Consider the following 26,412-nt stretch of genomic DNA (forward strand, 5'->3'; position numbering starts at 1 on the left):
TTACTCTCCGCTCCCGTTTCCGTTCTGGCCCTGTTGAGCCAGTTTTTCCTGCAGCTTGCCCTGCATTTTTTCCAGTGCGGTCTCAAAAGCGCCGGTGTTCGGGTCGTCTTCTTCTCTCGCCTTGCTCAGGCGCGCCTCGGCTTTCTCGACGCGTTTTTTCAGCGCGTCGATTTCTGTAGCGAGCTTTTCTTGCGGGCTCATACTGGCGCGGGCAGCCGCGGCGGCCTTGGCCTTTTCGATGGCAGCGCCTGCAGCGGATGAAGAGCCGGCGGCAGAGGAAGATGCCCCCGCTACGGTCAGCTTGTCATCGGTAACGGTCGGTTCTGATGAGGGCTCCGATTTTTCGGCGGGCGCTGATACGGCCAACTTTTCCGCTTCCGCCAGCTTCTCCCGCGCTTCCTTCAGCTTCAACTCGGCGGTTTTCAACTGTGCTTCCAGCTGCGGCTTCTGCGCTTCTTCGGCCTCGTTCAGCTTGCTCTGCATCCGCTCCACCCGGTGCTCGGCACTGGTGAGGGTGCGCTGGGCGCGGGCCAGTTGCTGTTCCGGGGTGGCCTGCTTGGCTTTTACCCGGGCCAGGGCCGCGGCCACCACGTCGGACTCTTCCTTGGCGGCTCTGGCTTCCGGGGTGTCGGCGTTCTGCTCGCGCTGCTTGCGCGCCTCTTCGGCGGCTTTCTTGCGGGCGAGGCGCTTGGCTTCTTTTTCCTGCTCTGCCTTTTCCAGTCGCAGCTTGCGGTACTCGAAACGCTCGCGGGCGCGGTCCGCCTTTTCTTTTTCCAGCCGCGCCTCGCGGATATCGCCCTTGGCGGCGCGGTAGTACTGCACCAGGGGAATGCTGGACGGGCACACATAAGAGCAGGCGCCGCACTCGATGCAGTCGAACAGGTTGTAGGCCTGCAGCTTCTCGCGGTCTTCCGCGCGCGCGTACCAGTACAGTTGCTGCGGCAGCAGGCTCGCCGGGCAGGCCTCGGCGCACAAGCCGCAGCGGATACAGGCCTGGGCCGGCGGCGGAGGCGGCAGCTCTTTATTGGTGGGGGCGAGGATGCAGTTGGTGGTTTTCACCACCGGCGCGTTTTCGTCCTCGATGGTGTAACCCATCATCGGCCCGCCAATCACGATCCGCTGCAATTGCTTGCGGTCGAGACCGTGGCTTTCCAGGATATGGCGGATGGGGGTGCCCAGCGGCACTTCGATATTGCGCTGGCGCGCGAGGGATTCGCCCACCACGGTGGTGACGCGGCTGATCAGCGGCTCGCCCAGGGTGACCGCGCGGAATACGGCGCGCGCGGTGCCCACGTTCTGGCACACAATGCCCACATGGGCCGGCAGTCCCTCGTTGGGTACCTCGCGCCCGGTGAGAATTTCGATCAGCTGTTTTTCGCCACCAGACGGATATTTGGTGGGGAAGACCACCACATGGAAGCGGGTGCCCTCGGCGGCCTGCTTCATGGCCTTGATGGCTTCCGGTTTGTTGTCCTCGATGCCGATCAGCACCCGCTCCGGCTGGTCCAGCAGGTGAGCAAGTATTTCCACACCGCCGATGATCTCGTCCGCGCGCTCGCGCATCAGCATATCGTCGGCGGTGATATAGGGTTCGCACTCGGTACCGTTGATGATCAGGGTGTCTATCTCGGCGCCGCCGCGGGGGTTCAGCTTTACCGCGGTGGGAAAGCCGGCTCCGCCCATTCCGGCGATACCGCAGTCGCGGATCTGTTCCAGCACCTCGTCGATATCCCGGTTTGCGTAATCTTCCAGCGGAGTGAGCGCACACCACTCGTCGCGGCCGTCGGTGCGGATCTGGATACAGTCCGCCACCATACCGGAGGGGTGGGGCACGGAGAAAGGTTCGATGGCCACGACTTTGCCGGAAGAGGGCGCGTGTACCGGGCAGCTTACCGGGCCGTCGGCCTCGGCGATTTTCTGGCCCTTCAGTACCAGGTCACCGAGCTTCACCAGGGGAATGGCGGTGCCGCCGATATGCTGGTTCAGCGGCACGATCAGGTCTTCCGACAAGGGAATGGTGCCGATGGGCTCGCCGGTAGACTGGTGCTTGTTCTCCGGCGGGTGGATACCGCCGTGGAAGTCGTTGATCTTCAGCTCCCGGGATAGATCCCGGGCTTTTTCGCTGGCAACCAGATGGGCCTCGCGGGCCGCGCGGCGCTCGCTGGCGCTCTGTCGTTCGTCTACCTGGCTCATGCGGCACTCCGGTCATCGGTGTGCAGATCGGGGCGGTCGCTGGCGATCAATTGGATACCGTCTTTGGGTTTGTTCGGGTGCCATTGCTGCAGGCTGGCCTCCTGCGGAACCATATCGATGCAGTCCACCGGGCAGGGCTCCACGCACAGGTCACAGCCGGTGCACTCGTCCACGATCACCGTGTGCATCTGCTTGGCGGCGCCAACAATGGCATCCACCGGGCAGGCCTGGATGCACTTGGTGCAGCCGATGCATTCGGCCTCGCGGATAAACGCCACCTTTTTGACGTCTTCCACACCGTGCTCCGCATCCAGCGGGGTTGGCTCCACATCCAGCAGATTGGCGAGTTCGTTGATGGTGGCCTGGCCGCCGGGCGGGCATTTGTTGATGGCCTCGCCGTTGGCGATGGCCTCGGCGTAGGGGCGGCAACCGGGGTGGCCGCACTGGCCGCACTGGGTCTGTGGCAGCAGGGAGTCGATCTGATCCACAATCGGATCACCCTCGACCTTAAAGCGCACCGCGGCAAAGCCCAGCAGGGCGCCGAACACGAGCGCCATACCGCCGAGAATCAGCAGGGGCGTGGATACTTCAGACAACCATTCCATCGTCGCTCCTCCTCTTATACCAACCCGCTGAAGCCCATAAAGGCCAGGGACATCAGGCCCGCGGTCATCATGCCAATGGCCGCGCCCTTGAAAGGTTTGGGCACATCGGCCACGGCCAGGCGCTCGCGCATGGCGGAGAACAGGATCAGTACCAGGGAGAAACCCACCGCCGCGCCAAAGCCGTACAGGGTGGACTGGATAAAGTTGTTCGCCTTGAGGGTGTTCTGCAGGGCCACACCCAGCACCGCGCAGTTGGTGGTAATTAGCGGCAGGAATACCCCGAGCACCCGGTGCAGCAGCGGGCTGGTCTTCTCGATAAACATGCGCGCAAACTGCACCACCACCGCGATCACCAGAATGAAGGAGATGGTGCGCAGGTACTCCATACCGAAGGGTTCGAGTAAGTAGGTATTCACCAGGTAGGAGCAGATGGCCGCCAGGGTCAGCACAAACGTGGTCGCACCCGCCATGCCGATGGCGGTCTCCAGCTTGTTGGAAACCCCCATAAATGGGCACAGGCCGAGGAACTGCACCAGCACGTAGTTGTTCACCAGGATGGTGCTGAGAAGAATGACGGTAAATTCGGTCATAGAGATTCCATTCTGCCCACTGCGCCGGGCCGCGGTTAATGCAACAGGTTCGCGCAGAAATGATGTGCAGGACGGGAGCGTGCCCGCTTCGTCAGCGGTGGCTTGTCCGCCCGGCTGGCGTCGAATTTGCTGTGCTGGCGCAAAGTTTGCAGGCTATTGGTTGTGCGCTGCAGCCAGTGCACGAGTCTGTGTTGCCTGATCAGGGGGCGGTATTATGGGCGAGAGGGTAGGGGCGTTCAACTTGCCACACCTCTATTGTCGCACCTCTATTGCCACATCTCTGCTGCCCCTTCCGCCCAGGGGAAATCAAGCGCACCAGAGTTCGGACTTCCGCCAAAGCCGCTCCCATGACGAAGTACTACAAATGAGAATAGCGATCGACGATCTCTCCGGTGCCGCCATAGCGGCCTTTCTGCAGGACCATATTGATGATATGCGCGCCACATCGCCTCCGGAGAGTGTGCACGCCCTGGATCTCGACGGCTTGCGCCAGCCGGGCATCACCTTCTGGACCCTGTGTGATGGTGACCAGCTACTTGGATGTGGCGCACTCAAAGAACTTGCGCCGGGTCACGGTGAAATCAAATCCATGCGCACCGGCGCCTCCGCGCGGGGCAAAGGGGTTGGCAGCGCAATGTTGGCGCATATAATTGACGAATCGCGCGCCAGGGGCTACACCCGCCTCAGCCTGGAAACCGGTTCCATGGCCTTCTTCCTGCCCGCCCGGCGGCTGTACCGGCGCCACGGGTTCACAGAGTGTCCTCCCTTCGCCGCATATACAGATGACCCCAATAGCGTTTATATGAGGCTGGACCTCTGACTCGCCTTTAAAAATAACGACCCGAGCATGCAAGCGTACCTACAAGCGACCCCAATCATCGACTGGCAGCACCCGGATATCCTCGACGCTGCCGCCGACCTCAAATGCCGTTCCGGAGCCAAATTTGGCACCGCCCGCAATACTTTTGAATTTGTGCGCGATGAAATTCGCCACAGCGGCGACTTCGCCCTGAATCCGGTCACCTGCAAAGCTTCCGAAGTGCTGATCGCCGGCACTGGCTTCTGCTTTGCCAAGAGCCACTTGCTGGCGGCACTATTGCGTGCCAACGACATCCCCGCCGGATTCAGCTATCAACGCCTGTTGTTGGACCAAGCCCGTGGCCGCTACTGCCTGCATGGCTTCAACAGTCTTTACCTGGAACGCTACGGCTGGTTCCGTATCGACGCCCGCGGCAATAATCCCGACGCGGGCATCATCGCCGAATTTATTCCACCCCAGGAACGACTCGCCTACACCCCGACCGGAGAGGGCGAACGCGACCTGCCCGAGAACTACGCAGAACCGCTGCCGCAGGTTATTCAGGTATTGGAAAACTGCGACAGCTATCAGGCGGTAATCGAAAACCTGCCAGACGTTTGAAATTAACCGCCACAGGCTTACTCTTACGCATCAAATACAATGCGATAAAGGAGCCTTCATGTCGGACGCAAGCTACACCCCACCTGCCGTGTGGAAATGGGATTCCGAGAGCGGTGGCCAGTTCGCCAATATCAACCGCCCCATTGCCGGCGCCACCCACGACAAAGATCTGCCCGTGGGCAAACACCCCATGCAGCTCTACTCCCTCGCCTCACCCAACGGCGTCAAGGCCACCATCATGCTCGAAGAGCTGCTGGCGCTGGGCCATGAAGGCGCCGAGTACGACGCCCACCTGATCCGCATCACCGAAGGCGACCAGTTCAGCAGCGGCTTCGTCGACATCAACCCCAACTCCAAAATCCCCGCCCTCGTCGACCACAGCACCACCCCGCCCATTCGCGTATTCGAATCCGGCTCCATACTGCTGTACCTCGCAGAAAAATTCGGGGCATTCCTCCCCCACACCCCGGAACAACGCACCGAAACCCTCAACTGGCTCTTCTGGCAAATGGGCGCCGCCCCCTTCCTCGGCGGCGGCTTCGGCCACTTCTACGCCTACGCCCCGGAAAAATACGAATACCCCATCAACCGCTACACCATGGAAGTCAAACGCCAACTCGACGTCCTCGACCGCCAGTTGGCCGAACACCAATTTATTGCCGGCAAGGAATACACCATCGCCGACATGGCGATCTGGCCCTGGTACGGCGCGGTGGTAAAAAACAAAGCCTACGATGCGGCGGAATTCCTCGAAGCCCACACTTACAAAAATGTAATCCGCTGGGTGGATGAAGTGGGCGAGCGCCCGGCAGTGAAACGCGGAAGCATGGTCAACCGCACCTGGGGTGAGCCTTCAGAGCAGTTGCATGAGCGGCACGATGCCAGTGATTTTGAATTGCGTACGCAAGACAAACTAGAGGACCCCGAAGGGAAGGATTGATTCTCTAGTGGCGAGTGGAATGACTAAAGCAGGTCGAGTGCCTGCTTTAGGGTTTCTCTGATATCTGCGTTTAATTTCATATCAATCAAATCATCGGCCCGGGTCTTACCCAGATTCAGCGCCGCCATTGGCTTACCCCATTCCTTCGCATAACGACAGAAACGAAACCCCGAATACACCATCAACGAAGAACCCACCACCAGCAGAGCGTCGCTCTCCCGCAACGTATCCATCGCCAACTGCACCCGTTCCCGCGGCACATTATCCCCAAAGAACACCACATCCGGCTTCAGAATCCCCGCACAGTCCGGACAATCCGCCACCCGAAAGCTGGAAAAATCCACCTCCAGATCCGCATCCCCATCCGGCGCCGTCTCCGCCGTGTAATGGCGGAAGGTTGGGTTCAGCGCATAGCTCCGATCGTGCACCAGTTGTCGCATAGCCCGGTAGTCACAACCCATACAGCGAACCTCATCCGCCCGCCCGTGCAAATCCATCACCCGCTCGCTGCCCGCGCGCTGGTGCAGTCGATCCACATTCTGGGTAATCAACAGATTGACATACCCGCGACGCTCCAGCTCCGCCAGATGAAAATGCGCCGGGTTCGGCGCCGAATTGCGGATTACCGGCCAGCCGATCAACGCCCGCCCCCAGTAACGCTGTCTCGTCGCCGCACACTTCATAAATTCGCGATGGTCCACCGGCGGCTTGCGCTTCCACTGGCCATTGCGATCGCGGTAATCCGGAATGCCGGAATCCGTACTCACCCCGGCACCGGTCAGCACCGTCAAACGCGGATGGCGACGGATAAACGCCGCCAGCTGCTCCGCCGCCTCCGCACTCGGAAGCGGTAAATCCGCAACAACGTTGCCATCCGAAAGAGTGGGGGAGGACAGTGTGCTCAGGCTCATGGGGCAGATCGCTTGGGCTCGCAAAGAATGGAATCGGAACCGCTATTGTAACGAGTCTGGCAGCAGAAGGTTGCACCGGGATTACGCTGGCGGGACTGTTCCCGCCAGCGTAGTGATTCAGGCAGGGTGAATCAGTAAGTCTTGTAGGGCAGGAACTTGCCGGACATCACCATATTCACCCGATCGCCCTTTGGGTCTTCCTCCCGCTGGATATCCATGGAAAAGTCGATGGCACTCATGATGCCATCGCCGAACTCCTCGTGGATCAGCTCCTTGATGGTGGTGCCGTACACACTCACCAGCTCGTACAGGCGGTAAATCAGTGGATCTGTCGGCACTGCAGTGGGCAGGGAGCCCTTGTAAGGGGCAATCTGCAGCCAGGCTACCGCCTCGTCACTGAGGTCAAACAATTCGCCGACTACGGCCGCCTGTTTTTTGGTGAACGTCATCTGGCCAAGACAGGCCGCGGTGGTCCACTCCTTCGATTGGCCGATGGCATCCGCCACCTGCGCCCATTTCAAATCTTTCTGTACCTTGGCCACTAAAATGAGGTCGGTAACCTGCTGGCGGTTGCTGATCATGTTTGCTCTCCATTTGCGATGGTTGGGTCGATTTGATAGTCAGGTTGCCTGGGAAATCAGGCTCAATAGATAAAAAACAACAAGCAACAGAACACCGCTCACCGACTGCCAGAAACGCACCGGATAGCGCTCCATCAGTGGCGGCCGGGTACTGTTAACGTAATCCGGATTGGGGTGGCGCAACTCATAAATAAATTCCGACAGCGCCTCGTGGCGGCGCAATGGATTGGGCTGCAGCGCTTTTCTCAGGGTGGCGTCAATCCATGCGGGAATGGCACGGGACTCACTCAATACACTGCGATAGCGCAACTTGTGTTGCGCCGCTACCGTATTACTACGCGCGACCTGTGCGCCGTAGGGAAACTCGCCGGATAGAAGGTGGTAGGTGAGAACCGCCAGAGAAAAAAGATCCGAGCGCGGCGTGCCGCCGTCGCCGAGAAAATATTCCGGTGCGCTGTACAGCGCGGTGCCCAGGATCAACTGGCCATTTTCCTGCGCGGTTTCCGCAATCCCCGCCACTTTCGCCGAGCCCAGATCAATCAGCGTAACGGTACCCGCATCGCTGATCATGATATTTTCCGGGCGCAGATCCTGGTGCAGTATTTCAGCGCGGTGCAGGGCCTGCAGTCCGCGCGCGATTTGCTCGACGATGCCGCGTACGGTTTCAAGACTCGGCGCGGGGTTGTCGGTCATCCACTGGCGCAATGTCTGCCCCTCCACCACTTCCAGCGTGGTGTAGAGATAATTGCGCGGGCGATGGGTTGCCGCTGCTCGCACCACGTGGGCGCTGTCCACCCGTCGCGCCAGCCATTCCTCCATTAAAAGCCGCTCCAGATGTGCGGGATCTTCACTCTGGTCGACGGAGGGCGCCTTGAGGATTATCCGATTGCCGCTAGCCTGGTCGGTAGCCAGATAGACATGGCTGCGGTGGCTCGCATGTATATCCCGCTCGATGGTAAAGCCGTCGAAGCTGTCGCCGGATTTGAGAATCGGGGGCAATGGTAATTTACCGGCCTGATCAATCAGTGCCGGGGTTGTGTGGGGGAGTTTGTCCACCCGCACCAGTTGCACCGTAAGATTGTCGCTACTGCCGTTAGCCAGTGCCGCGGCCACCAGGGTTTTTGCTGTGCGATCGAGACACGCGCCTTTCTGTTGCAGGTGTTCGATCAGCGTGCGTTGCGACAGGGAATCGTGCACCCCATCGGTACTCAGAATAAACAGATCGCCGGCCTGCAGGGAAAGCCGGCGGTAATCAATTTCCGTTTGCGCGTCCGCGCCCAGCGCGCGACTCAAGTAGCTGTGGTGCTCCCCTTGCCACAGACGGTGGTCGTGGGTGAGTTGCTCCAGAGAGTCACCGCGCAGGCGGTAGATACGGGAGTCGCCGAGGTGAAACAGGTGCACCTCGCTACCTCTGAAAATGGCGGCGCTGAAGGTACACACATACCCCTTGTCTTTATCGAAGCGGTAGGGGCTCTGGCGGGTCTGCTCAAACAGCCAGGCGTTGGTGGCCTTGATTACCTGTTCGGCAGCGTTCTGTACACTCCAGCCATCGGACGTGCAGTAGTAATCGTCGAGGAAACTTTTCACCGCCGTTTCACTGGCCACAGCACTGACCGTACTGGAGCTGATGCCATCGGCGATGGCAAAGGCGGCGCCCTTGATGGCCAACTGCGGTTCCGCTGGCAAAATGGCGCCGCAACTGTCCTGGTTTTCCGGTTTGAGGCCGGCGCTCGTGTGCTGACCCGCTGCCAATAGGAGAGAACCACTGATAGAACTGGGTATAGAGCTGGGTATAGAACTCGGCATAGAACTGGTCATAGAAATAGCCATAAAAAAATAGCCCCGCGGAGTGCGGGGCTGTAGTGCTATCAGGCCAGTGCTTCTTTACCCGCGGAGCTGCTTTCCGCTTTCAGCTGACGCTTGGGTGCAGTTTTGTAATGGGTGCTGTAGAGAGTCAGGCCGGTAAACGCGAGGCCGCCTACCAGGTTGCCCAGCGCGGTGGGGATTTCGTTCCAGATCAGGTAATCCATCACCGAGAAGTCACCACCCATCATGATCGCGGTGGGGAACAGGAACATGTTTACCACCGAGTGCTCGAACGCCATAAAGAAGAACAACATGATCGGCATCCACATGGCGATGACCTTGCCGCTCACGTTGGTGGAAATCATCGCGCCGACAACGCCCATGGAAACCATCCAATTACACAGCATGCCGCGGATAAAAATGGTAAACCAACCCGCCGCGCCGTATTCTGCGTAGCCCAGGGTGCGCGCTTCGCCGATGGACGACAGCTTGGCGCCGACAGCGCCCGGCTCGGTGTTAAAGCCCATGGTAAACACAAACGCCATCATTGCCGCGACGGTGAGGGCGCCGGCAAAGTTGCCCACAAATACCAGGCCCCAGTTGCGCAAGATCCCGCCCCAGGTCACACCCGGGCGGCGATCCAGCCACGCCAGTGGCGCCAAGACAAATACACCGGTCAACAGGTCAAAGCCCATCAGGTAGAGCATACAGAAGCCCACCGGGAACAGGATGGAGCCGATCAAATGGGAACCTGTCATGGTGCCGACAGTCACCGCGAATACCGCAGCCAGTGCGAGAATGGCACCCGCCATATACGCCCGTACCAGCGTGTCCCGGGTGGACATGAAAATTTTTGATTCCCCCGCGTCGACCATTTTGGTCACAAATTCTGTAGGAGCGAGATAAGCCATAGTCGTTTCCTTTATTTAGTGCTGGAGGCCTTGCCACTTCTGTTGCCACCCGTGGTCGATTGCAGAACCGGAGCGCGGATTTTCGGGCACAAAAAAAGGCGCCCACACAGACAGACATAAGTCGGAAAGTGGTGGACGCCTTTATCCAGAGTGTTCAGATTGGTTGGGCTGAGCCCGGTCGCGCTGCATTGCACGAGCTTGCGCTCATAATCTAAAGCAAACTCGATGCCAAAGTTTTTGCTGGGCTTTTGGTCGCTGCTCCCTGCGTGCATTCGCTCAAGCAGGTAAAAAAATGTGATGTGAATCTTGTTCTATCGTTGCAGACTGATTTCCTCTTGCACCGGGTTGGTGCGGCGGCGCCAAAAGGGGCGAAACTGGTGCAATGGCGGAAGGCGGGTCAGGTAGTTTTCCGGCCGCGATAGCGTGAACTCGGCCTGTTGTGGAATGCAAATTGCTGGGATAAGCCGTATTCATTGACTGGATTGCTCAGATGCAAGGAGTCGCGTGCGGAGACACCACCATGCAGAACCACAGTGAAGATGCTGAAAAATTTCTGCTCGCTGCCAAGCGCGCGGAAATTCAGACGTTGGATCGCCTGGCCGGCAGTTGCGAACTGGTAACTACGGTATCGGACCTGGTGCATCAACTGCAGCGGGAGCGTGGCATCTGCAATATTTATCTGGTGTCGGCGGGTTTTCGGTTTGAAGAGCAGCGCAACGCACAAATCCAGAATTGCCAGCTCAGTGAAGGCCAGTTTCGCGCATTGTTGCACAATCGATACTTACACGGTGGTCGCTGCGATGGCGCTGCCGACATGCGCCTGTTAAACAGCATTGCATACTCCCTGCACGGGCTGGATGAGCTGGCGGAGCTACGTCGGCACATCGATGCGTTTGAGGTGAGTGCTCTGGAATCTACCGATGCCTACTGCCGGCTGATTGCCGGGTTGCTGAGCGTGGTATTCGAAGCTGCGGACGTTGCCGACGACCCGGAAGTGACCCGCCTGCTGGTCGCACTGTTTAACTTTATGCAGGCCAAGGAGTTTTCCGGCCAGGAGCGGGCCTGGGGCGCTATTGGCTTTGCCAGCAGCCACTTTGATGCAAGCTTGCATGAGCGCCTGCAGCAGCTGCAGGATTGCCAGCGACGCAGCCTGGACGTGTTTGCTGAATATGCTGGCGAGAACGAGACCGCGCGCTGGAAATCGATTGAAGACAGTCAGGAATCGCGGGATTTACAGCGGCTGCGGCTGGTGATCGCCGGGCTCAAAAATGGCGAGCCGATTGCCTCGGAAATCAGCGAGGTCTGGTATCAGTTGGCAACGGCACGTATTGATGCGATGCATCGACTGGAGGATGCCATGGCCGCGCGCCTGCTGCGGGTGAGCCGCCAGCGGGTATCCGATGCGCAGTCTGAGCTCGGCCATCACTATACGCAGTTACAACAGATGAAATCTGCAGACTGGAATAACCTACCGGCACTGGCAGTGCTATTCGACCCCGAAGTTCCCGGCTTGTATGGCAGCGTAGCGGCCAGCGGTATCGGCACCTTGCACGGCCAGCCTTTGGCGCACTCCCTTTACGATCTGATCAGGTCCCAGGTGGCGCATATTCAGCGAGTAAGTACCGAGCTGGAAGAAACCCGCAAGACACTTGCAGAGCGCAAGCTGGTAGAGCGGGCGAAAGGGCTTCTGATCAAAAGTCTGCGCATGAGCGAAGACGACGCCTATCGCACCATGCAACAGAGAGCGATGGAAATGAACCTGAAGCTGGTGGAAGTTGCCGAGCGTATAATCAATGCCGGGGCCGAGCAGCGCCTGCCCCGCTGAAAACACCGGCGCGACAGGTGTTAAAACGCTCGCAGAGTCAGGTACCAGTTCACCAGGGTGTGGGTTGCGGGGCGATTAAACAATCGCTGGATAGCGAAGCCACCGGCGAAGGCGCCCAGCATCGCGAGCGGTAGCGGAACACGCTGGGCCTGGACTAGAGCATGGGCCTGCTGCTGTTGCATCAGGGTTAGCGCGCAGCGACGTTGCTTTACCATCGCCTGCCGGCGCTGTTCAATCTGCTTGTTTAAAGAGCGCAGTGACATCGTCCAGAGCCTCTTTTGCCTGCCTGCGGGATTCGTCAAATCCCAGGAAGTTCTTCAAGCGATTCATTGCCAGCAGCAGTCCGCCAACAACAACAAATTGGGACACCATGAAGATGCCGAAACCCAGGTATATGGATTGGAAATAGTAGTAGCCCATCAGGCCAAGCCCGGCACACAGGCTGACGATCAGGGATATCGCGAGAAAGAAAAGAATCAGCAGCATCACGACAATACGTGTGCCGGCTTGCAGGGTGCGTTTGAATTCGAGCTGGACCAGGCTGGTAAAGTTCTCAGCCCAGGCCGAGGCGAGGGTCATGGTTGCTTCTGCCCGCTCTCGCAGTGCATTGAATTCCTGTGACAGGCTTTCCGCCTCAGCAGAACCTGACCGAGAAGAATGTCCCGCGTGCTCCCGCGCGTAAACCGGTTCTGATGCCTGCCGGTTCGGCTGTTCCGAATCCTGAGGGTCCGCCATGAAGTTGTCCCCAATGTCTGTGTGCAACAGGAAACACCCGGCAGCATCACCGGGTATTTTTCCGAGCATTTAGCGCAGCAAAAATCTTATTTCAGAATCTTTGCGATCAACCAGCCCGCCGCAAACGCGCAACCCACGCTGACCAGAGGATGCGCTTTGATGGAATTTTCCGCCTTCTCAGCCACGTCCTGCGCGCGCTGTTTTCCTTTCTCCATACCGTCGCGGGTACGCGCCTTGACGGTGTCGGCAGTTTCCCGCGCACGCATTTTTACCTGCGACGCAGTATCGTGTGCCGCTTCACCGGCGAGGTTGTACGCCTGGTGCAGCTTGTCACGCGTACTGCCTGTGGCGGCGCCTGAATTCGGGGCTTTTGCAGTTGCCATGGTATTACCCTCCGATAGCAATCAAGGTGAGCGCGAAGGATAAGACGGAGAAGAGTGACTACGAAGGATAAACCGCGCTTTGGAAAAAATTGGTATGAGCAGCGCGGGCTAAATATCGGATTGGCCTTAAGGTCGGTCAGGTTGCGAATGTGTCGGTGATATTTCTGACCACACCGTCGAGCAAGCGCTGGCGGCTCTCGCGGCTGATCCAGGCATTGTGCGGCGTGATAATAAGGTTGGGAATGCCATCAGCAAGTAACGGATGATCCGCGGGTGGTGGTTCCACACTCAAAACATCCAGTGCAGCACCGGCAATCTCACCACCAATAAGTGCCCGCACCAGAGCCTCCTCATCCACCAGCCCGCCGCGGGCAGTATTGATTAGAAACGCCGATTTCTTCATGGCTGCAAGAAACTTACTATTTACCAGTTGATCCGTCTGCTCCGTCAGCGGGCAATGCAAACTGACAACATCAGATTCCGCCAGCAACTGATCCAGTGGCACACGGCCAGGCTTGGCTTCACCGGTAAACGAATCCGCCACCAGAACACGCATCCCCAGCGCCTCACCCAGCCGCGCGACTTTCTTACCCAGATCGCCGTAACCGATGATTCCCAGAGACTTTCCCTCCAGTTCCATCACCGGGTAGTCCAGGCGACAGAAAATCGGCGACTGGCTCCAGTGGCCATCGCGCACATCATCGTTGTATTGGTGCCAGCGGGTGGCCAGGGCGAGAATCAGCGCGAGAGTGTGCTGCGCGAGAGAAGTACCGGTATAACCGGCTACATTTTTTACCGGGATATTTCGAGCAGCTGCCGCATCCAGATCAATATTATTGGTGCCGGTAGCACACACACAAATCAGCTTCAGATTGGTGGCGCCCTCAATCAAACCCCGATCGAGCACCACCTTATTGGTAATCACCACATCCGCTTCAGCGATACGCTCTGCTGTCTGTTCCGGCGAAGTCGTTTCAAAAAACGCCCACTGATCCAGCGAACTTTCCAGCGCGGACGTATCCAGTTCGCCCAACTTCATCGTCAACGCATCAAGAAAAACCCCACGCATAACAAAGTCCTTTTAAACCCAATGAAGTCGAAGATAAGGCCCTCAGGGGCCATTTCCTGTGGAGCGATTGCCGATGAGGTTGCGGAGCAGGGAATGGCCCCTGAGGGCCGCCCGGGAATTAGACCCGGGACTTAAATAAGCCCCGGGAGAAAGTGGAATTACATTACCCGCATGCCGGGCTGGGCGCCCGAGTGGGGTTCAAGAATCCAAAGGTCCTTGCCGCCAGGGCCCGCCGCCAGCACCATGCCCTCACTAACACCAAAACGCATCTTGCGCGGCGCCAGGTTGGCCACCATCACCGTGTGCTTGCCGATCAGATCTTCCGGACTGTAAGCGCTCTTGATACCGGCAAACACATTGCGGGTTTCACCGCCCAGGTCCAGAGTCAGGCGCAGCAACTTGCCCGCACCTTCCACATGTTCCGCATTGGCAATCAGCGCAATACGCAGATCCACCTTGGCAAAGTCGTCGAACTGGATTTCATCTGCAAGCGGATCGTCCGCCAGTGGGCCTGTCGCAGCCTTGGTCTCCGCCTGCAGTTGCGCCAGAGATTCCTTCGCCGCCTCCTGCATTGCTTCCACCTGAGTCTTCTCCACACGCTGCATCAGCGGCTTGAACTTGTTGATGGTGTGGCCCGCCAGCGGTACCGTCGCCGACTTCCAGTACAGCGTCACACCCAGGAAATCCTCGGCTTTTTTCGCGGTTTCCGGCAGTACCGGCGCCAGCCAGGTAATCAGTGCGCGGAACATATTCACGCCCTGAGAACAGATCGCCAGCACTTCGTCTTCCTTGCCTTCTTCCTTTGCCAGAGACCAGGGCGCCTTATCCGCAATCCACGCATTGGCCGCATCCGCCAGCGCCATGATCTCGCGGGTAGCACGGCTGTATTCGCGCGCTTCAAAACATTGGGTAATACGCGGCGCCGCTTCCACAAACTGGTTCCACAGGGCCTCGTCGGCGAGCTCGCTGGCCAGTGTGCCGCCGGACTTGCTCACAAACTTGGCGGTGCGGGAAGCGATGTTCACCACCTTACCCACCAGGTCTGAATTCACCTTGGCAATAAAGTCGTCCAGGTTCAGATCCAGATCGTCCACACCTGCGGTCAGCTTGGCCGCGAAGTAGTAGCGCAGATATTCCGGGTTCAGGTTGTCCAGGTAGTTACGCGCATTGATAAACGTACCGCGGGACTTGGACATCTTCTTTCCGTTCACGGTGAGGAAGCCGTGCACGCACACCTTGGTGGGGGTGCGGAACTCGGCGGAGTCCAGCATGGCCGGCCAGAACAGCGCGTGGAAGTTGACGATGTCCTTGCCGATAAAGTGATACACCTCGGCGGTACTGTCTTTCTTCCAGTATTCCAGCCATTCCTGGCTGTTTTGATCGCTCTTCTTGTCAAAATAGTTTTTCAGGCTGGCCATGTAGCCGATAGGGGCATCCAGCCATACATAGAAATACTTGCCCGGCGCATCGGGAATCTCGAAGCCGAAGTAGGGCGCATCGCGGGAGATGTCCCACTCCTGCAGGCCGTCTTCCAGCCACTCGGACAGCTTGTTTGCCACCTCGCTCTGCAGGGTGCCTGAGCGGGTCCACTGTTTCAGAAAATCGGTGAATGCCGGCAGGGTAAAGAAGAAGTGCTCCGACTCTTTCTCGACCGGCGTTGCGCCGGAGATGGCGGAGACCGGATTGATCAGCTCGGTGGGGCTGTAGGTTGCGCCGCAGACTTCACAGTTATCACCGTACTGATCCTCGGCTTTACATTTCGGGCAGGTGCCCTTGATGTAGCGGTCTGCCAGAAACAGTTCTTTCTCCGGGTCAAACGCCTGGGTGATGGTACGTGAGGCGATATGGCCATTTTCACGCAGGCGCTTGTAAATCATCGCCGACAGTTCGCGGTTCTCGGCGGAATGGGTGGAGTGATAGTTGTCCACACCGATCAGGAAGCCATCGAAGTCTCGCTCGTGCTCTGCCTGCATATTGGCGATGTGCTGCTCCGGAGTCAGGCCCAGCTGCTCGGCTTTCAGCATGATGGCGGTGCCGTGGGCGTCGTCGGCACACATGTACAGGCACTGGTTGCCACGGGCGCGCTGGAAGCGGGCCCAGATGTCGGTCTGGATGTACTCGAGGATATGACCCAGGTGCAGGGAGCCGTTGGCATAGGGCAGGGCACTGGTGACGAGGATGTTTCTGGGCTGACTGTCGGTGTGAGACATCATGGATTCCAAAAGCTGCGAGATTAGTCTGTGTAGATTGTTTGAATGGTGCGGCGCCGGGGCCGGAAAAGAGCGCGGAATATAGCAGAAATGGGGGCTGTAAGGCACCCGGCAGCATCAGGGAACCGATAGGTCGAGCGCTTGTCATCCGCGCACAGCTTGACCACAATGCCGCCCCAATTCCCCATTGCACATCTGTTCTAGCGAGGACACCACCGTGACCGATCACCATCAAGACCACAGCGACCTTTCTCCTGAAATCCAGGCGGGGCTCGAGCGGATCGCGGAGACCGTTGGCGCTCTGGAAGACCCGTCTACCGGCGAGGTCCTCGATGCCCTGGATGCGGACATTGAGGTGGGTTTTGACGACAGCACCGTGTATGTCGGTGTGACCCTTGGGTACCCCTGTGCCAGCCAGCAGCCCCATTGGGCACAGCGGGTGCAGGCGGCCTGCGAGCCGCTGCTACAGGGGGCACTGGCGGGCAGTGAAATTCAGTTTGATCTGTTTTCTGAGATCCAGCGTACAGACGCAGGAGAGGTGCCGGACTCCCTAAGGGCGGTGAAGAACATTATCGCCGTGGCGTCAGGAAAGGGCGGTGTGGGCAAGTCCACCACTGCGGTGAACCTGGCGCTCGCGCTGGCCGCCGAGGGCGCTGCGGTGGGGCTACTGGATGCGGATATTTACGGTCCCAGCCTGCCCACCATGCTCGGCACTGAAGGGTTGCGGCCGGAGGTACAGGGCGGCAAGTTTTTTGTACCCATTCCGGCGCAGGGCCTGCAGACCATGTCGCTGGGGTACCTGCTGACTGAAGATACCCCGGCCGTGTGGCGGGGCCCCATGGCCAGCGGCGCCCTGAACCAGATGCTGACCCAGACCCTGTGGGGCGCTGGCAGCGAACATGGTGAGCTGGATTATCTGGTGGTGGATATGCCTCCGGGCACCGGTGACATCCAGTTGACCCTGTCGCAGAAGGTGGCTCTGGCCGGTGCGGTCATTGTGACTACACCCCAGGATCTGGCATTGGTCGATGCCATCAAGGGCGTAGAGATGTTCCGCAAGGTTTCTGTACCGGTGCTGGGAATTGTGGAAAACATGGCGCTGCATACCTGCTCCAAGTGTGGTCATGAGGAGCCTATTTTCGGCGCCGGTGGTGGCGACAGAATGGCGGCAGACTACGACACCCGTATGCTGGGGCAGCTGCCGCTGGCGATGTCGATCCGCCAGCAGACCGATGGTGGAAGCCCTACCGTGGCCGCGGAGCCCGAGGGCAAGGTAGCAGCGCTGTACCGTGAAATTGCTCGCGCAGCAGCGGCGCAAGTGTGGCTTGGTGCCAGCGACGATGGTATGCCGGAGATTGAACTGGATTGATCGCGTCAACAGGCGCCAGTACGAGGATCAGCCGGACCAATCCCAGCGTGGGGCTATACTCAGTGGCCGCAAATTACCGGTAGACACTGGGATACCCGACCTGAGGTCGGGGAGACGGCGGTGGAGCGTGTTTCTTCGTGAGACGCGCCTCCGCCCTGAATATATTGGCTCAGGAGAATGCAGTTGGGCTTTCAGGTTCGATTTAACGCAACGACGCGTTTGGTCAGTGCCATCTTTTTCGACCGTGTGGATGCGGCGGAAAAACGTGCGGCAGCCCGCCAGATGGCGGAAAAGTACGGGCACCTGCATCCACTGAATGTGCTGGTGGATGTGCGCCAGGCGGATATCGATATGTCCGTGGCCGAGCGCGAGGCGTTTGGCACCTACGTGGCCCATCTGCAGGGCGTGAAACACGGGCGCATCGCAGTGCTGCATGCGCCGGATTACAACGCCAATGTGGTGATCGACGGCGTAGCCCGTGCGGAAGGGTTGAACGTACTGGAATTTGTTACCGAGCAGGCGGCGCTGCAGTGGCTGGCGGAAGGCGAAAAGTCGCGCTCCACCGCGGGAGAAGTGCTGCGCTGATATCCGGGGGGATATTTCACCTGACCCCTCTGTCCCTCTCTGCGCGGACTCGTTCTCTGTATCACCGCGAACTTTGTCCTATTCCCGGACTGGATCCTACTCCCTGAGCCAGACTTGGTACGCGCTGTGCACTAATTTTTCATACGCCGGTAGTACCTTTTGGTTATCGTTATTTGTCTCACGCTTACTCCGGTGGGCGGTAGATCTCGGCAGCATTTGGACCAGTTTCACAAATATTAAGTGCAGTTTGGTTTTTTGTGCCAATTGAGAATCACTGGTCGTAATATTCGACCATGCTTGGTTCTGACATAAGAATGTTGTGGTTTTTGCTGTGGCGCTTTGCCGCGCGGGCAGATACGAGTAGTAGTTGTGAGTTTTCAGATCCGATACGACAAACAGAATCGTGTGGTTTCTCTAGTACTTTATGGAGAGGCCACCTTTGACAACCGCGTGCAGGCTGCGCGCCAACTTGTGGCGAAGTACGGGCATCTCAAACCGCTGCGGATTCTCGCGGATGCACGCAAAGTCACCAAGCTGTCCCTGACACTGAGCGAGCAGCGGCGCTACGGCAGTTTTGTTGCCAGTGTTCCGGAGCTGCGCGCGGCGCGCATCGCGGTGCTCAATAATGCTCAGCTGAATACCACGGCTGTCATGCGCAATCAGGCGCGGCAGGACGGCCTGGAGCTGTTCTCCTTTCTGACCGAGGCGGAAGCGCTGCAGTGGCTGGTCAGCACCGCCGAAGTCCCCAGTTGACTCCGGCAGTGAAGTTTATCGGGCGGTAATTCAGGCCTTGCGCGCCTGCTCTGCTTGCTGGCGGCGCAATGCCTGTTTGTGCTGGCGGCGGTTGAGTGTGGTGGCCTTGGCGTCTTCACCCAGGTGTTGCTCACCGCGAACTTTTGCCAGCTGGATCTGTTTTTCCCGCTCGCGGAATCGCGATTTGTCCGCCTCGGAAACCGTGTCGTGGCAGTGCGGGCAGCTTACCCCCTGCTCAAACAGTTCCGAAGCCATTTCCTCTTCGGTCACGGGCATGCGACAGGCGTTACACTGCGCGTAGGAGCCGCGCTCCAGATCGTGATTGACGGTTACCCGGTCGTCGAAAACGAAGCACTCCCCTTGCCACAGAGTCTCTTCCTTGGGCACTTCTTCCAGGTACTTCAGGATACCGCCCTGCAGGTGATAGACCTCGTCAAATCCCTGCTCCTTCATATACGCCGTAGACTTTTCACAGCGAATTCCGCCGGTGCAGAACATGGCCACCTTTTTATGCTTCTGCGGATCGAGGTGCTGTTTGACGTAGTCGGGAAACTCGCGGAAAGACGTCGTGTTGGGGTTTACCGCGTGCTCAAAGGTGCCGACCTGGTACTCGTAGTCATTGCGGGTGTCGATCAGCAGCACCTCCGGATCGGAAATCAGCGCGTTCCAGTCCGCGGGTTTCACATAGGTACCCACGGTACGACGCGGGTCAATGCCTTCGACACCCATGGTCACAATCTCACGCTTCAGTTTGACCTTGCTGCGCAGGAATGGCATTTCCCGGGTATAGGACTCTTTGTAATCCAGTGTGGCGAGGCGCGGGTCGGTCCTGAGGTGGTCGAGCAGCGCGTCGATACCGGTGCGGGTGCCGGCTACGGTGCCATTGATTCCTTCGACAGCCAGCAAAAGGGTGCCGCGCACCTCGTTGTCGAGCATTACCTTGAGCAGGGGTTCTCGCAGGGATTCGAAGTCTTCAAGGCTGACAAATTTGTACAGCGCACATACCACAACGGGCGTGCTTTCGGCGGCGGAAGCGGTCATTCTGGTGTCCTTTTGCAGGCCGGAGCGTAAATCCGGGGCATTCAGGGAAAGAGTGGTGAAAATTCGCCGCGCATTTTAACAAATTTCTCCCAGTGGGTCGTACACTTTTTCGACAGTGAAGGACGCTGCTTGACCACGGCTCGCCAGGACGGGTGCCGCGTTCAACCGGTTACCCACTTTTACTCCCCCCTAGCCAGCGAGGTTACCCCCATGGCCGAAGACTTCACTTCCCAGGACTCCCCCCTGAGCCGTGCTTACAGTGACGGAAACCATACGGTCAGTATTGACATCTACGAGGATGGCGAGGGCGGCTGGCTTCTCGAAATTGTCGACGAGCACAACAACTCCACGGTGTGGGAGGATGTGTTTGAGTCGGACGACGACGCATTGCAGGAAGCGCTGGGTGCACTGAAGGAAGAGGGTGTGGGCGCCTTCATTGGCCCTGCCGAAGAGAGTGGCAGCTGGGAAGCACCGTGACAGCACGTTGATGGCGTGCGGCCGGGTTTAACCTGAGTGACCTCCGGTCACCAGAGCGTTTACAAATAAAAAAGCGCCGGGGCCGGCAGGAATGTGCTGGCCTGCTATGGTTATACATAGAAGGGAATCGCGACAGTGTAACAGCACTACCCAATCGCGGCGCCGCCAAGGGCAGCAAGGAAAGTTGCCCTGGCGGTGCCAACTGGTCGCGGTCTGCAGATGTATTAAGTGTGGTTGCTCTGCGTGAAAATATTCCCTTACTGTCTATTACTTCCCCTGCTCTGTTTTTCATCCGCGATGCCGGCGTTTTCCGGTATCGAGCTGAAGTTGTCCGATGACCGGGTCATCGATGTGAACCTCGCGGAAGCGGAACTGATTTCAGAGCTCAAGGGCTACGCCATTATTGCCGGTCGCACGTGTGTCGACTGCGATGAGAATACGGCGATCTTTCTTGAAAAAATTGACGGCCCTGGTGATGAACGTCCGCTTCGTGATCAAGACAGTGACGATCCACCGGAGCCGGAGAAATTTTCCGCACCCGAAGATCGAAACCTTCCTCCCGCCGAGCGGCGTGATCGCTCCCAGGCGCAGCTGGAAGGCAATGAGGATGGCGTACTGAATGCCGACCTGTCGGGGGAGCGCTTTACGTATCCCGGTCAGTATCGCGATTACCTCACCAAGCGGCTGGTAGAAAAAACGCGTATGTTTTACGGCAAATGCCACGAAGATGGCCCGGCACTCCTGTGGTTGAGTGAATATCTCACGGACAAGGGCTGGGTTAAGGAGGAGTACCTTCTGGTGTTTCGCGATGAGGGTATAGAGCATCGTTACAACCAGACGTACCAGCCGAGTTCCTACTACATCAAAAACGAGGGTTGCCGCGAGGTGCCAGGTGTGGAAGTAACCACAGAGCCCTGATCGCCCCTGAAGCAACAAAAAAACCCCGCATAAGCGGGGTTCTTCTTGAACAGTGCTGGCAATGCCCTGTGTCGTTCAACGGATCGCGTTGAATTACTTCTTGTGATCCCAGATGATTTTCAGCTTTTTCTTACCCCACTTACGTGCTTTCTTGATGTCTTCTTCCATCCACACGTCGATGCGGTTTTTGTAACGCTTGTTCATCCGGTCGCGCACGGTGTAGGTACCGGGCAGGCCTTCGATTCGCACTTTGGCACCGTTCGTCAGACCGTGCTTCTCCAGGTCGCGGGACACCGCAATGATCTTGTCACCGGGGCGCAGACGGTTGTTCCAGGCCGCAGTCCAAGGGTCGTCATCGGTCTGGCCTTCAACGGAGTTGTAGGCGGTTGCGGTAACGGTCATGGATTTCTTGTTCTTCTCCGGGGATTTGATGGCGGCAAAGGCGTCGCTACCGGCCAGGGCCGCAAGGGAAGCTGCGAGTACGATGATGTACTGTTTAAGACTCTGTCGCATGTTTTCTATACCTCCGGAAGCGCTTTGGTCACAAACACTAGGTGTCCGTGTGGCTCCAAGTTGATTTCTTCATAAGTGATCAATGTTTGATCAGGGTGGGCAATATGACGGGGCTGAGGATTTGACGCAAGCGTGCCCAGAGAACCGTGAGGTCTTCGGAAAGATTCTCGTATTCCTGCGCTCGAATAGTCCAAAAGGTGTGTGGTAGGTGTAAATTTTGGGGCAATATCCCTGCCTGTGACCGCTTGATGACGAGCATCGAAACAATCGTTTGAATTTATTGGCATGTAATTCCTGACCATTAGATCAGGTTGACAGCGATGTCATCTAGGTTTGGTGAAAAAATCGACGATTTGGGCGCGGCGACCGGGAGTCCGCTGGAACAAAATTTTTTTACGCTTATTTGTGACTGATTGTCCGAAAAAGGGTGAAAAGTTTTGGTGACAGCGCTATAGAGGGGGGAATCACATGAAATTCCCCAAGTGCAGGCAAGGTCTAGCCTATTTACCTGATAGAAAACCCGGCGTTTTAGGCTGGGCAGCTCGTGGAACAGGCCGAACCACCGGGGAAAGTTGTACTATCGTCCAAGAATTTGGTTGCCATCGATGGAGTCCTATGGGGCGTGGTGCGGTCTCAAGAGGTGACTGATGATCAAATCGCAGTGCTGCCTGCTGGCTGCTGCGGATTGACCAGTTCGCGAAGTGCGGTCAGGTAGGCCTGGTCCTCTTCCAGGTCCGGAAAACCGTGTTTGCGATCCAGCGCCACGGCGCGCTCCAGCCACTGGATGGCTTCCTCCAGATTCCCCTGCCATTCGCACACCTGCCCGATGTTGAACGAAGTAATGGCGAGGTTTTGCCAGTCGCCTTCAGCGCGCAGTTCCTCGATAGCACCGGAGTACAGCTGGTAGGCGTTGCGCAGCATGACCGCGCGGTGAGTGGGGTTTTCCTGCAGTGCGGATTGCTGGTGGAAGGTGTGTGCAATGGCCGAACGCACCCGCGCTGCGGAGTGCTCAAATGGAATCCCCGGTGCGGACTCGATGTACTGGAGAACCGCTTCAAATTGACCGCGCGCCAGCGGGTACAGATCCGGCCGCTGACCGCCCAGGGCATTCAGGATGATGCCATAGCGGTAGCGCAGCTGATTCTGGCGGTGGGGCTGGGATGCCAGTTCCGAGATGGCGCGCTCATAGAGCGGGAGTGCCAGATCGTAATTGCCCTCCAGTGCGTACTCTTCCGCCTCCATGATCAATGGGGCGACTTCCCCGGGGCTGATTTCTGTCTGCGCCACTACCAGGGTCGGGAGAGGCGCGCAGAGAGCACCGAGCAGAAGGGCGAGGCGAATACATTGTGCGGGGCGGTATTGGCGCGAGCGCAGCATGGTCAGTCCATCTGAGTCGTTGCTTGCGACGCCGGGGTAGCGCCGCATGCAAGTTAGTGATTACTGACAGTAAACCCTGAATCTTCGATCTGCGCCAGTAGCGCCTGCAACGGATGGCGCAAATTTTTGTCCGCGAAACGCTTGCTCTGGCAGCGGCACGAGTATCCGGTGGCGAGTATCGCGCGGGAATCCCCTTGTAGTTTCGGGGCCCAGGACTGCTGGAAAATGGTACGGGAGGTTTCCCGGTTCGCCATTTCGTGGCCGTAGGTTCCCGCCATGCCACAACAGCCGGCGGCCTGGCTTTGGAGTTCTATACCCAGGGCGCTAAACACCTGTTGCCACTGCCGGGTGGAGCCGGCGGCGTTGGACTGCTCGGTACAGTGGGGCAGCAGGGTAAAACTACCCGACTGCAGGCGGTTCCTGTTCGTTGCCAGATGTTCGGTGTGCTGGGATAACCACTCCTGCAGCAACTGGACCTTGGGCGCCTTGTCCCCGAGCAGCTTCTGGTACTCCGCGCGGTAGGTCATGGTCATGGAGGGATCTACCCCGACCAGAGGTACACCGCTTTGTGCCAGGCTGTTGAGCATCGCGCTGTTACTGGCGGCGGTCTGGGCAAACTGGCGCAGGAAGCCGTGCACATGCAGCGGTTTGCCGTTGGCGCGAAATGGCGCCACCAGTGGATTGAAGTCCAGCAGTTTGAGCAGGCGCAGGGTGTCGGCCACCACATCCGCATCGAAGTAGCTGGTGAATGCATCCTGCACGATCACCACAGATTTGGCCCGCTGGGCGGGGCCCATGGCGCGCAGGTTCTCGCGGCTGGCGTAGGGCACGCCCAGCTCGCGCATCACCCTGTTCAGGCGAGTGCCTGAGATGCTCGGTGAGTCGGCAAGCCCGAGGCCGCGCTCCATGATCCAGCGCACCGGCTTGAGTTTCAGGGGCAGGTTGTACAGCAGCGGCACCCGCGCCAGGTGCGGCATGACAAATTCGAGGCCGCCGACAAAGTAATCCTTTACCGGGCGCAGGTAGCGGCTGTAGTAGAGTTCGAGGAACTTGGCGCGGAAGGTGGGCACATCCACCTTTATCGGGCACTGACCGGCGCAGGACTTGCACGCCAGGCAGGCCTGCATGGAGTCGTTTACCTCGTGGCTGAAGTCGTATTCGCCACGGGCGCGGGCCAGGGAGTTCTTGATACGGCTTGGCAGGCTAATAAGGAAAGACTGTTCGCGACTTTTTCGCGCTACCGCTTCCGGGTCCACGGAGCGGTCTGCCAGCAGGCGCAGCCATTCGCGTATCAGGGAGGCGCGGCCTTTGGGGGAGTGGATGCGATTGCGGGTGCCCTTGTAGGAGGGACACATGGCATCGTCCGGATTCCAGTTAAAGCAGGCGCCGTTGCCGTTGCAGTAAACCCCTTCGGAATAGCCTTCCCACACCTGCGCCGGAATCTGACGGTCGTGCTCGCCGCGGGTGGGCACCTCGTCGATCTTGAGCAGGCCGGAGGCGGCGCTGGGGGTGGCAATCTTGCCCGGATTCAGCTGATTGCGCGGGTCGAAGGCGGCCTTGATCTTCTGCAGTTCCGGATAGAGTTCGCCGAAGAATTCCGGCGCGAATTCCGAGCGCACGCCCTTGCCGTGTTCACCCCACAGCAGGCCGTTGTATTTTTTCGCCAGGCCTACCACTTTCTCGGTGATGATGCGGACCTGTTTGGCCTGTTCCGGGTCTTTCATGTCGATGGCCGGGCGCACGTGCAGCACGCCGGCGTCCACATGGCCAAACATGCCGTAGGCAAAACCGGCCTCATCCAGCGCCGCGCGGAATTCGGCGATAAAGTCCGCGAGGTTTTCCGGCGGTACCGCGCAGTCTTCCACAAACGGAATCGGGCGCTGCTCGCCCTTGGCGTTGCCCAGCAGGCCCACGGCGCGCTTGCGCATACCCCAGATTTTGTCCACCTGGGCGTGGCCGCGGGCAATGGTGTAGCCGAAGCTCTTGCCCGGCTGGCCAATCAGGCTGTCCACGTGGGCGGTAAATTTATCGAGTGCCGCGTCCAGTTCCTCTTCGGAATCCGCGGTGTACTCCACCAGGTTGATGCCCTGCACGGGTCTGTCATCCTGGGGGAAAAATTCACTGACGCTCTCCCACACGATATCGCCCATGGCCAGCTGCAGTACCTTGCTGTCCACGGTCTCGATGGAGGTGGGGCCGGCCTTCATGAGGTCGGTGGCGTCTTTCAGTGCATCCTGGAAGTGGTCGTAATTCAGGTTCACCAGTGCCGCGCATTTGGGGATCTTGAGCAGGTTGAGCTTGGCCTCGGCGATAAAGCCGAGGGTGCCCTCGGAGCCGCACAGGATATTGTTGAGGTTGAACTTGCCGTCCTTGCCTTTTTCCGTGTCCCTGATGTGTGCCAGGTCATAACCCGTCAGGCAGCGGTTCAGTTTGGGGAACCTGGCCTCGATCAGATCGCGCTTGTCGCGCTCCACGCTGTCGACGGTCTGGTGAACCCTGCCAGCGCGCGTGCCGCTGCTGGCGACCTCTGCCAGCTTCTCATCGTCGATCGCGTGGGAGTGCCAGAGCTCACCGCCCATCAGCACGGTTTTCAACTCCAGTACATGGTCGCGGGTCTTGCCGTACAGGCAGGAACCCTGGCCGGAGGCATCGGTATTGATCATGCCGCCGATGGTGGCGCGGTTGCTGGTGGACAGTTCCGGGGCAAAGAACAGTCCGTGAGGTTTCAGTGCCGCGTTCAGCTGGTCTTTGACCACCCCGGTCTGCACTCGCACCCAGCCTTCCTCGGCGTTGATCTCGAGGATGCGATTCATATGCCGGGAAATGTCCACCACGATGCCGTCGGTCAGGGACTGGCCATTGGTGCCGGTACCGCCGCCGCGGGGGGACAGCACCACCTTGTGGAATTCTTCCCGGTCCGCCAGTTCCATCAGCAGTTGCAGATCGTGAATATCTCGCGGGTACACCACCGCCTGGGGCAGTACCTGATAGATGGAGTTATCCGTGGAGAGCACCGTGCGGCTGGCGTAACTGGGGCTCGCATCGCCATGGAAGCCCTCCTGCTTGAGTGCTTTGAGAAACTGCAGGTAGAGCGCCTGTACATCGTTGATTTCGCGCAGTGCTGGAATCATTCCGGGCCCCGGGATCTGGTAAGACTGGTATATATAAGAAGGACTGGCATTTTAGCGGCGGTGGCGGGC

25 protein-coding genes are annotated in these 26,412 nt (G+C 58.7%); 9 read left to right on the top strand and 16 right to left on the bottom strand.

The window, feature by feature from the left end; genetic code table 11:
- The 3 genes from rsxC to rsxA are packed head-to-tail and all read right to left on the bottom strand — an operon-like array spanning position 1 to position 3,388.
- Positions 1-2,193 (bottom strand): electron transport complex subunit RsxC, encoded by a 2,193-nt coding sequence (gene rsxC / locus ACXAG1_RS07240; RefSeq protein WP_475119370.1) that lies wholly within the window; start codon positions 2,191-2,193, stop codon positions 1-3.
- Positions 2,190-2,798: an electron transport complex subunit RsxB gene (rsxB, locus tag ACXAG1_RS07245; protein ID WP_475119371.1), complete on the bottom strand. Its 609-nt coding sequence runs from the start codon at positions 2,796-2,798 to the stop codon at positions 2,190-2,192. The genes rsxC and rsxB overlap by 4 nt, the downstream gene beginning before the upstream one ends.
- Positions 2,799-2,812: 14 nt before the next feature.
- On the bottom strand, positions 2,813-3,388 hold the full coding sequence (gene rsxA, locus ACXAG1_RS07250; protein ID WP_226704869.1) for an electron transport complex subunit RsxA: 576 nt from the start codon (positions 3,386-3,388) through the stop codon (positions 2,813-2,815).
- A 364-nt stretch (positions 3,389-3,752) separates the two neighbouring features.
- On the opposite strand from rsxA, the gene ACXAG1_RS07255 reads away from it, so the two are divergent.
- Genes ACXAG1_RS07255 through yghU form a run of 3 tightly spaced genes read left to right on the top strand, consistent with a single transcriptional unit; the run spans position 3,753 to position 5,748 of the window.
- The gene (locus ACXAG1_RS07255) at positions 3,753-4,208 is read left to right on the top strand and encodes a GNAT family N-acetyltransferase (protein WP_475119372.1); all 456 of its coding nucleotides are present in this window, start codon (positions 3,753-3,755) and stop codon (positions 4,206-4,208) included.
- Between the two features lie 27 nt (positions 4,209-4,235).
- The gene (locus tag ACXAG1_RS07260) at positions 4,236-4,808 is read left to right on the top strand and encodes a transglutaminase-like domain-containing protein (protein ID WP_475093842.1); all 573 of its coding nucleotides are present in this window, start codon (positions 4,236-4,238) and stop codon (positions 4,806-4,808) included.
- A gap of 58 nt (positions 4,809-4,866) precedes the next feature.
- Positions 4,867-5,748 (top strand): glutathione-dependent disulfide-bond oxidoreductase, encoded by an 882-nt coding sequence (gene yghU, locus ACXAG1_RS07265; protein ID WP_475119373.1) that lies wholly within the window; start codon positions 4,867-4,869, stop codon positions 5,746-5,748.
- 23 nt (positions 5,749-5,771) lie between these two features.
- On the opposite strand, the gene ACXAG1_RS07270 is transcribed toward yghU, so the two are convergent.
- From ACXAG1_RS07270 to ACXAG1_RS07285, 4 genes are all read right to left on the bottom strand, one after another.
- Complete coding sequence (locus ACXAG1_RS07270; RefSeq protein ID WP_475119374.1) at positions 5,772-6,659, bottom strand: NAD-dependent protein deacetylase; 888 nt, start codon at positions 6,657-6,659, stop codon at positions 5,772-5,774.
- A gap of 131 nt (positions 6,660-6,790) precedes the next feature.
- Positions 6,791-7,240 (bottom strand): cyanase, encoded by a 450-nt coding sequence (gene cynS, locus ACXAG1_RS07275; RefSeq protein ID WP_475119375.1) that lies wholly within the window; start codon positions 7,238-7,240, stop codon positions 6,791-6,793.
- Positions 7,241-7,279: 39 nt separating this feature from the next.
- Positions 7,280-9,070: a bifunctional protein-serine/threonine kinase/phosphatase gene (locus ACXAG1_RS07280; protein WP_475119376.1), complete on the bottom strand. Its 1,791-nt coding sequence runs from the start codon at positions 9,068-9,070 to the stop codon at positions 7,280-7,282.
- 38 nt (positions 9,071-9,108) lie between these two features.
- Entirely contained in the window at positions 9,109-9,957 is an 849-nt protein-coding gene (locus tag ACXAG1_RS07285; RefSeq protein ID WP_475119377.1) for a formate/nitrite transporter family protein, read from the bottom strand.
- Between the two features lie 520 nt (positions 9,958-10,477).
- Between ACXAG1_RS07285 and ACXAG1_RS07290 the strand changes: the two genes are divergently transcribed.
- Positions 10,478-11,782: a nitrate- and nitrite sensing domain-containing protein gene (locus tag ACXAG1_RS07290; RefSeq protein ID WP_475119378.1), complete on the top strand. Its 1,305-nt coding sequence runs from the start codon at positions 10,478-10,480 to the stop codon at positions 11,780-11,782.
- 20 nt (positions 11,783-11,802) lie between these two features.
- Here ACXAG1_RS07290 and ACXAG1_RS07295 read toward each other — a convergent pair whose 3' ends face one another.
- From ACXAG1_RS07295 to metG, 5 genes are all read right to left on the bottom strand, one after another.
- A complete protein-coding gene (locus ACXAG1_RS07295) occupies positions 11,803-12,045 on the bottom strand; it encodes a hypothetical protein (protein WP_475093835.1) in 243 nt (80 codons plus the stop codon).
- The gene (locus ACXAG1_RS07300; protein ID WP_475119379.1) at positions 12,014-12,517 is read right to left on the bottom strand and encodes a hypothetical protein; all 504 of its coding nucleotides are present in this window, start codon (positions 12,515-12,517) and stop codon (positions 12,014-12,016) included. Before ACXAG1_RS07300 ends, ACXAG1_RS07295 begins: the two co-directional genes overlap by 32 nt.
- Before the next feature lie 86 nt (positions 12,518-12,603).
- On the bottom strand, positions 12,604-12,900 hold the full coding sequence (locus tag ACXAG1_RS07305; RefSeq protein WP_475093833.1) for an ElaB/YgaM/YqjD family protein: 297 nt from the start codon (positions 12,898-12,900) through the stop codon (positions 12,604-12,606).
- A 136-nt stretch (positions 12,901-13,036) separates the two neighbouring features.
- A complete protein-coding gene (locus ACXAG1_RS07310; protein ID WP_475119380.1) occupies positions 13,037-13,969 on the bottom strand; it encodes a D-2-hydroxyacid dehydrogenase in 933 nt (310 codons plus the stop codon).
- Positions 13,970-14,127: 158 nt separating this feature from the next.
- Positions 14,128-16,179: a methionine--tRNA ligase gene (gene metG / locus ACXAG1_RS07315; protein WP_475119381.1), complete on the bottom strand. Its 2,052-nt coding sequence runs from the start codon at positions 16,177-16,179 to the stop codon at positions 14,128-14,130.
- 217 nt (positions 16,180-16,396) lie between these two features.
- Between metG and apbC the strand changes: the two genes are divergently transcribed.
- The 3 genes from apbC (at position 16,397) to ACXAG1_RS07330 (ending at position 18,886) form a co-directional block, all read left to right on the top strand.
- On the top strand, positions 16,397-17,548 hold the full coding sequence (gene apbC / locus ACXAG1_RS07320) for an iron-sulfur cluster carrier protein ApbC (protein WP_475119382.1): 1,152 nt from the start codon (positions 16,397-16,399) through the stop codon (positions 17,546-17,548).
- A gap of 177 nt (positions 17,549-17,725) precedes the next feature.
- The gene (locus ACXAG1_RS07325; RefSeq protein ID WP_475119383.1) at positions 17,726-18,133 is read left to right on the top strand and encodes a hypothetical protein; all 408 of its coding nucleotides are present in this window, start codon (positions 17,726-17,728) and stop codon (positions 18,131-18,133) included.
- Positions 18,134-18,502: 369 nt separating this feature from the next.
- Entirely contained in the window at positions 18,503-18,886 is a 384-nt protein-coding gene (locus ACXAG1_RS07330; protein WP_475093828.1) for a hypothetical protein, read from the top strand.
- A gap of 30 nt (positions 18,887-18,916) precedes the next feature.
- On the opposite strand, the gene trhO is transcribed toward ACXAG1_RS07330, so the two are convergent.
- Complete coding sequence (gene trhO / locus ACXAG1_RS07335; protein ID WP_475119384.1) at positions 18,917-19,927, bottom strand: oxygen-dependent tRNA uridine(34) hydroxylase TrhO; 1,011 nt, start codon at positions 19,925-19,927, stop codon at positions 18,917-18,919.
- A gap of 210 nt (positions 19,928-20,137) precedes the next feature.
- On the opposite strand from trhO, the gene ACXAG1_RS07340 reads away from it, so the two are divergent.
- On the top strand, positions 20,138-20,404 hold the full coding sequence (locus tag ACXAG1_RS07340) for a hypothetical protein (protein ID WP_475119385.1): 267 nt from the start codon (positions 20,138-20,140) through the stop codon (positions 20,402-20,404).
- A gap of 297 nt (positions 20,405-20,701) precedes the next feature.
- Positions 20,702-21,322 (top strand): hypothetical protein, encoded by a 621-nt coding sequence (locus tag ACXAG1_RS07345; RefSeq protein WP_475093825.1) that lies wholly within the window; start codon positions 20,702-20,704, stop codon positions 21,320-21,322.
- A gap of 93 nt (positions 21,323-21,415) precedes the next feature.
- Here ACXAG1_RS07345 and ACXAG1_RS07350 read toward each other — a convergent pair whose 3' ends face one another.
- The 3 genes from ACXAG1_RS07350 to ydiJ form a co-directional block, all read right to left on the bottom strand.
- Positions 21,416-21,835: a 3D domain-containing protein gene (locus ACXAG1_RS07350; protein ID WP_475093824.1), complete on the bottom strand. Its 420-nt coding sequence runs from the start codon at positions 21,833-21,835 to the stop codon at positions 21,416-21,418.
- A gap of 651 nt (positions 21,836-22,486) precedes the next feature.
- The gene (locus ACXAG1_RS07355; protein ID WP_475093823.1) at positions 22,487-23,260 is read right to left on the bottom strand and encodes a tetratricopeptide repeat protein; all 774 of its coding nucleotides are present in this window, start codon (positions 23,258-23,260) and stop codon (positions 22,487-22,489) included.
- 5 nt (positions 23,261-23,265) lie between these two features.
- Positions 23,266-26,343 (bottom strand): D-2-hydroxyglutarate dehydrogenase YdiJ, encoded by a 3,078-nt coding sequence (gene ydiJ, locus ACXAG1_RS07360; protein ID WP_475119386.1) that lies wholly within the window; start codon positions 26,341-26,343, stop codon positions 23,266-23,268.
- Positions 26,344-26,412 lie beyond the last annotated feature (69 nt).

It is taken from the genome of Microbulbifer sp. ABE4_465 (assembly GCF_056160765.1).

Coding starts and splice junctions, on each gene's coding strand:
- rsxC (WP_475119370.1), bottom strand. CDS start 2,193: ATGAGCCAGGTAGACGAACGACAGAGCGCCAGCGAGCGCCGCGCGGCC.
- rsxB (WP_475119371.1), bottom strand. CDS start 2,798: ATGGAATGGTTGTCTGAAGTATCCACGCCCCTGCTGATTCTCGGCGGT.
- rsxA (WP_226704869.1), bottom strand. CDS start 3,388: ATGACCGAATTTACCGTCATTCTTCTCAGCACCATCCTGGTGAACAAC.
- ACXAG1_RS07255 (WP_475119372.1), top strand. CDS start 3,753: ATGAGAATAGCGATCGACGATCTCTCCGGTGCCGCCATAGCGGCCTTT.
- ACXAG1_RS07260 (WP_475093842.1), top strand. CDS start 4,236: ATGCAAGCGTACCTACAAGCGACCCCAATCATCGACTGGCAGCACCCG.
- yghU (WP_475119373.1), top strand. CDS start 4,867: ATGTCGGACGCAAGCTACACCCCACCTGCCGTGTGGAAATGGGATTCC.
- ACXAG1_RS07270 (WP_475119374.1), bottom strand. CDS start 6,659: ATGAGCCTGAGCACACTGTCCTCCCCCACTCTTTCGGATGGCAACGTT.
- cynS (WP_475119375.1), bottom strand. CDS start 7,240: ATGATCAGCAACCGCCAGCAGGTTACCGACCTCATTTTAGTGGCCAAG.
- ACXAG1_RS07280 (WP_475119376.1), bottom strand. CDS start 9,070: ATGGCTATTTCTATGACCAGTTCTATGCCGAGTTCTATACCCAGCTCT.
- ACXAG1_RS07285 (WP_475119377.1), bottom strand. CDS start 9,957: ATGGCTTATCTCGCTCCTACAGAATTTGTGACCAAAATGGTCGACGCG.
- ACXAG1_RS07290 (WP_475119378.1), top strand. CDS start 10,478: ATGCAGAACCACAGTGAAGATGCTGAAAAATTTCTGCTCGCTGCCAAG.
- ACXAG1_RS07295 (WP_475093835.1), bottom strand. CDS start 12,045: ATGTCACTGCGCTCTTTAAACAAGCAGATTGAACAGCGCCGGCAGGCG.
- ACXAG1_RS07300 (WP_475119379.1), bottom strand. CDS start 12,517: ATGGCGGACCCTCAGGATTCGGAACAGCCGAACCGGCAGGCATCAGAA.
- ACXAG1_RS07305 (WP_475093833.1), bottom strand. CDS start 12,900: ATGGCAACTGCAAAAGCCCCGAATTCAGGCGCCGCCACAGGCAGTACG.
- ACXAG1_RS07310 (WP_475119380.1), bottom strand. CDS start 13,969: ATGCGTGGGGTTTTTCTTGATGCGTTGACGATGAAGTTGGGCGAACTG.
- metG (WP_475119381.1), bottom strand. CDS start 16,179: ATGTCTCACACCGACAGTCAGCCCAGAAACATCCTCGTCACCAGTGCC.
- ACXAG1_RS07325 (WP_475119383.1), top strand. CDS start 17,726: ATGCAGTTGGGCTTTCAGGTTCGATTTAACGCAACGACGCGTTTGGTC.
- trhO (WP_475119384.1), bottom strand. CDS start 19,927: ATGACCGCTTCCGCCGCCGAAAGCACGCCCGTTGTGGTATGTGCGCTG.
- ACXAG1_RS07340 (WP_475119385.1), top strand. CDS start 20,138: ATGGCCGAAGACTTCACTTCCCAGGACTCCCCCCTGAGCCGTGCTTAC.
- ACXAG1_RS07345 (WP_475093825.1), top strand. CDS start 20,702: ATGCCGGCGTTTTCCGGTATCGAGCTGAAGTTGTCCGATGACCGGGTC.
- ACXAG1_RS07350 (WP_475093824.1), bottom strand. CDS start 21,835: ATGCGACAGAGTCTTAAACAGTACATCATCGTACTCGCAGCTTCCCTT.
- ACXAG1_RS07355 (WP_475093823.1), bottom strand. CDS start 23,260: ATGCGGCGCTACCCCGGCGTCGCAAGCAACGACTCAGATGGACTGACC.
- ydiJ (WP_475119386.1), bottom strand. CDS start 26,343: ATGATTCCAGCACTGCGCGAAATCAACGATGTACAGGCGCTCTACCTG.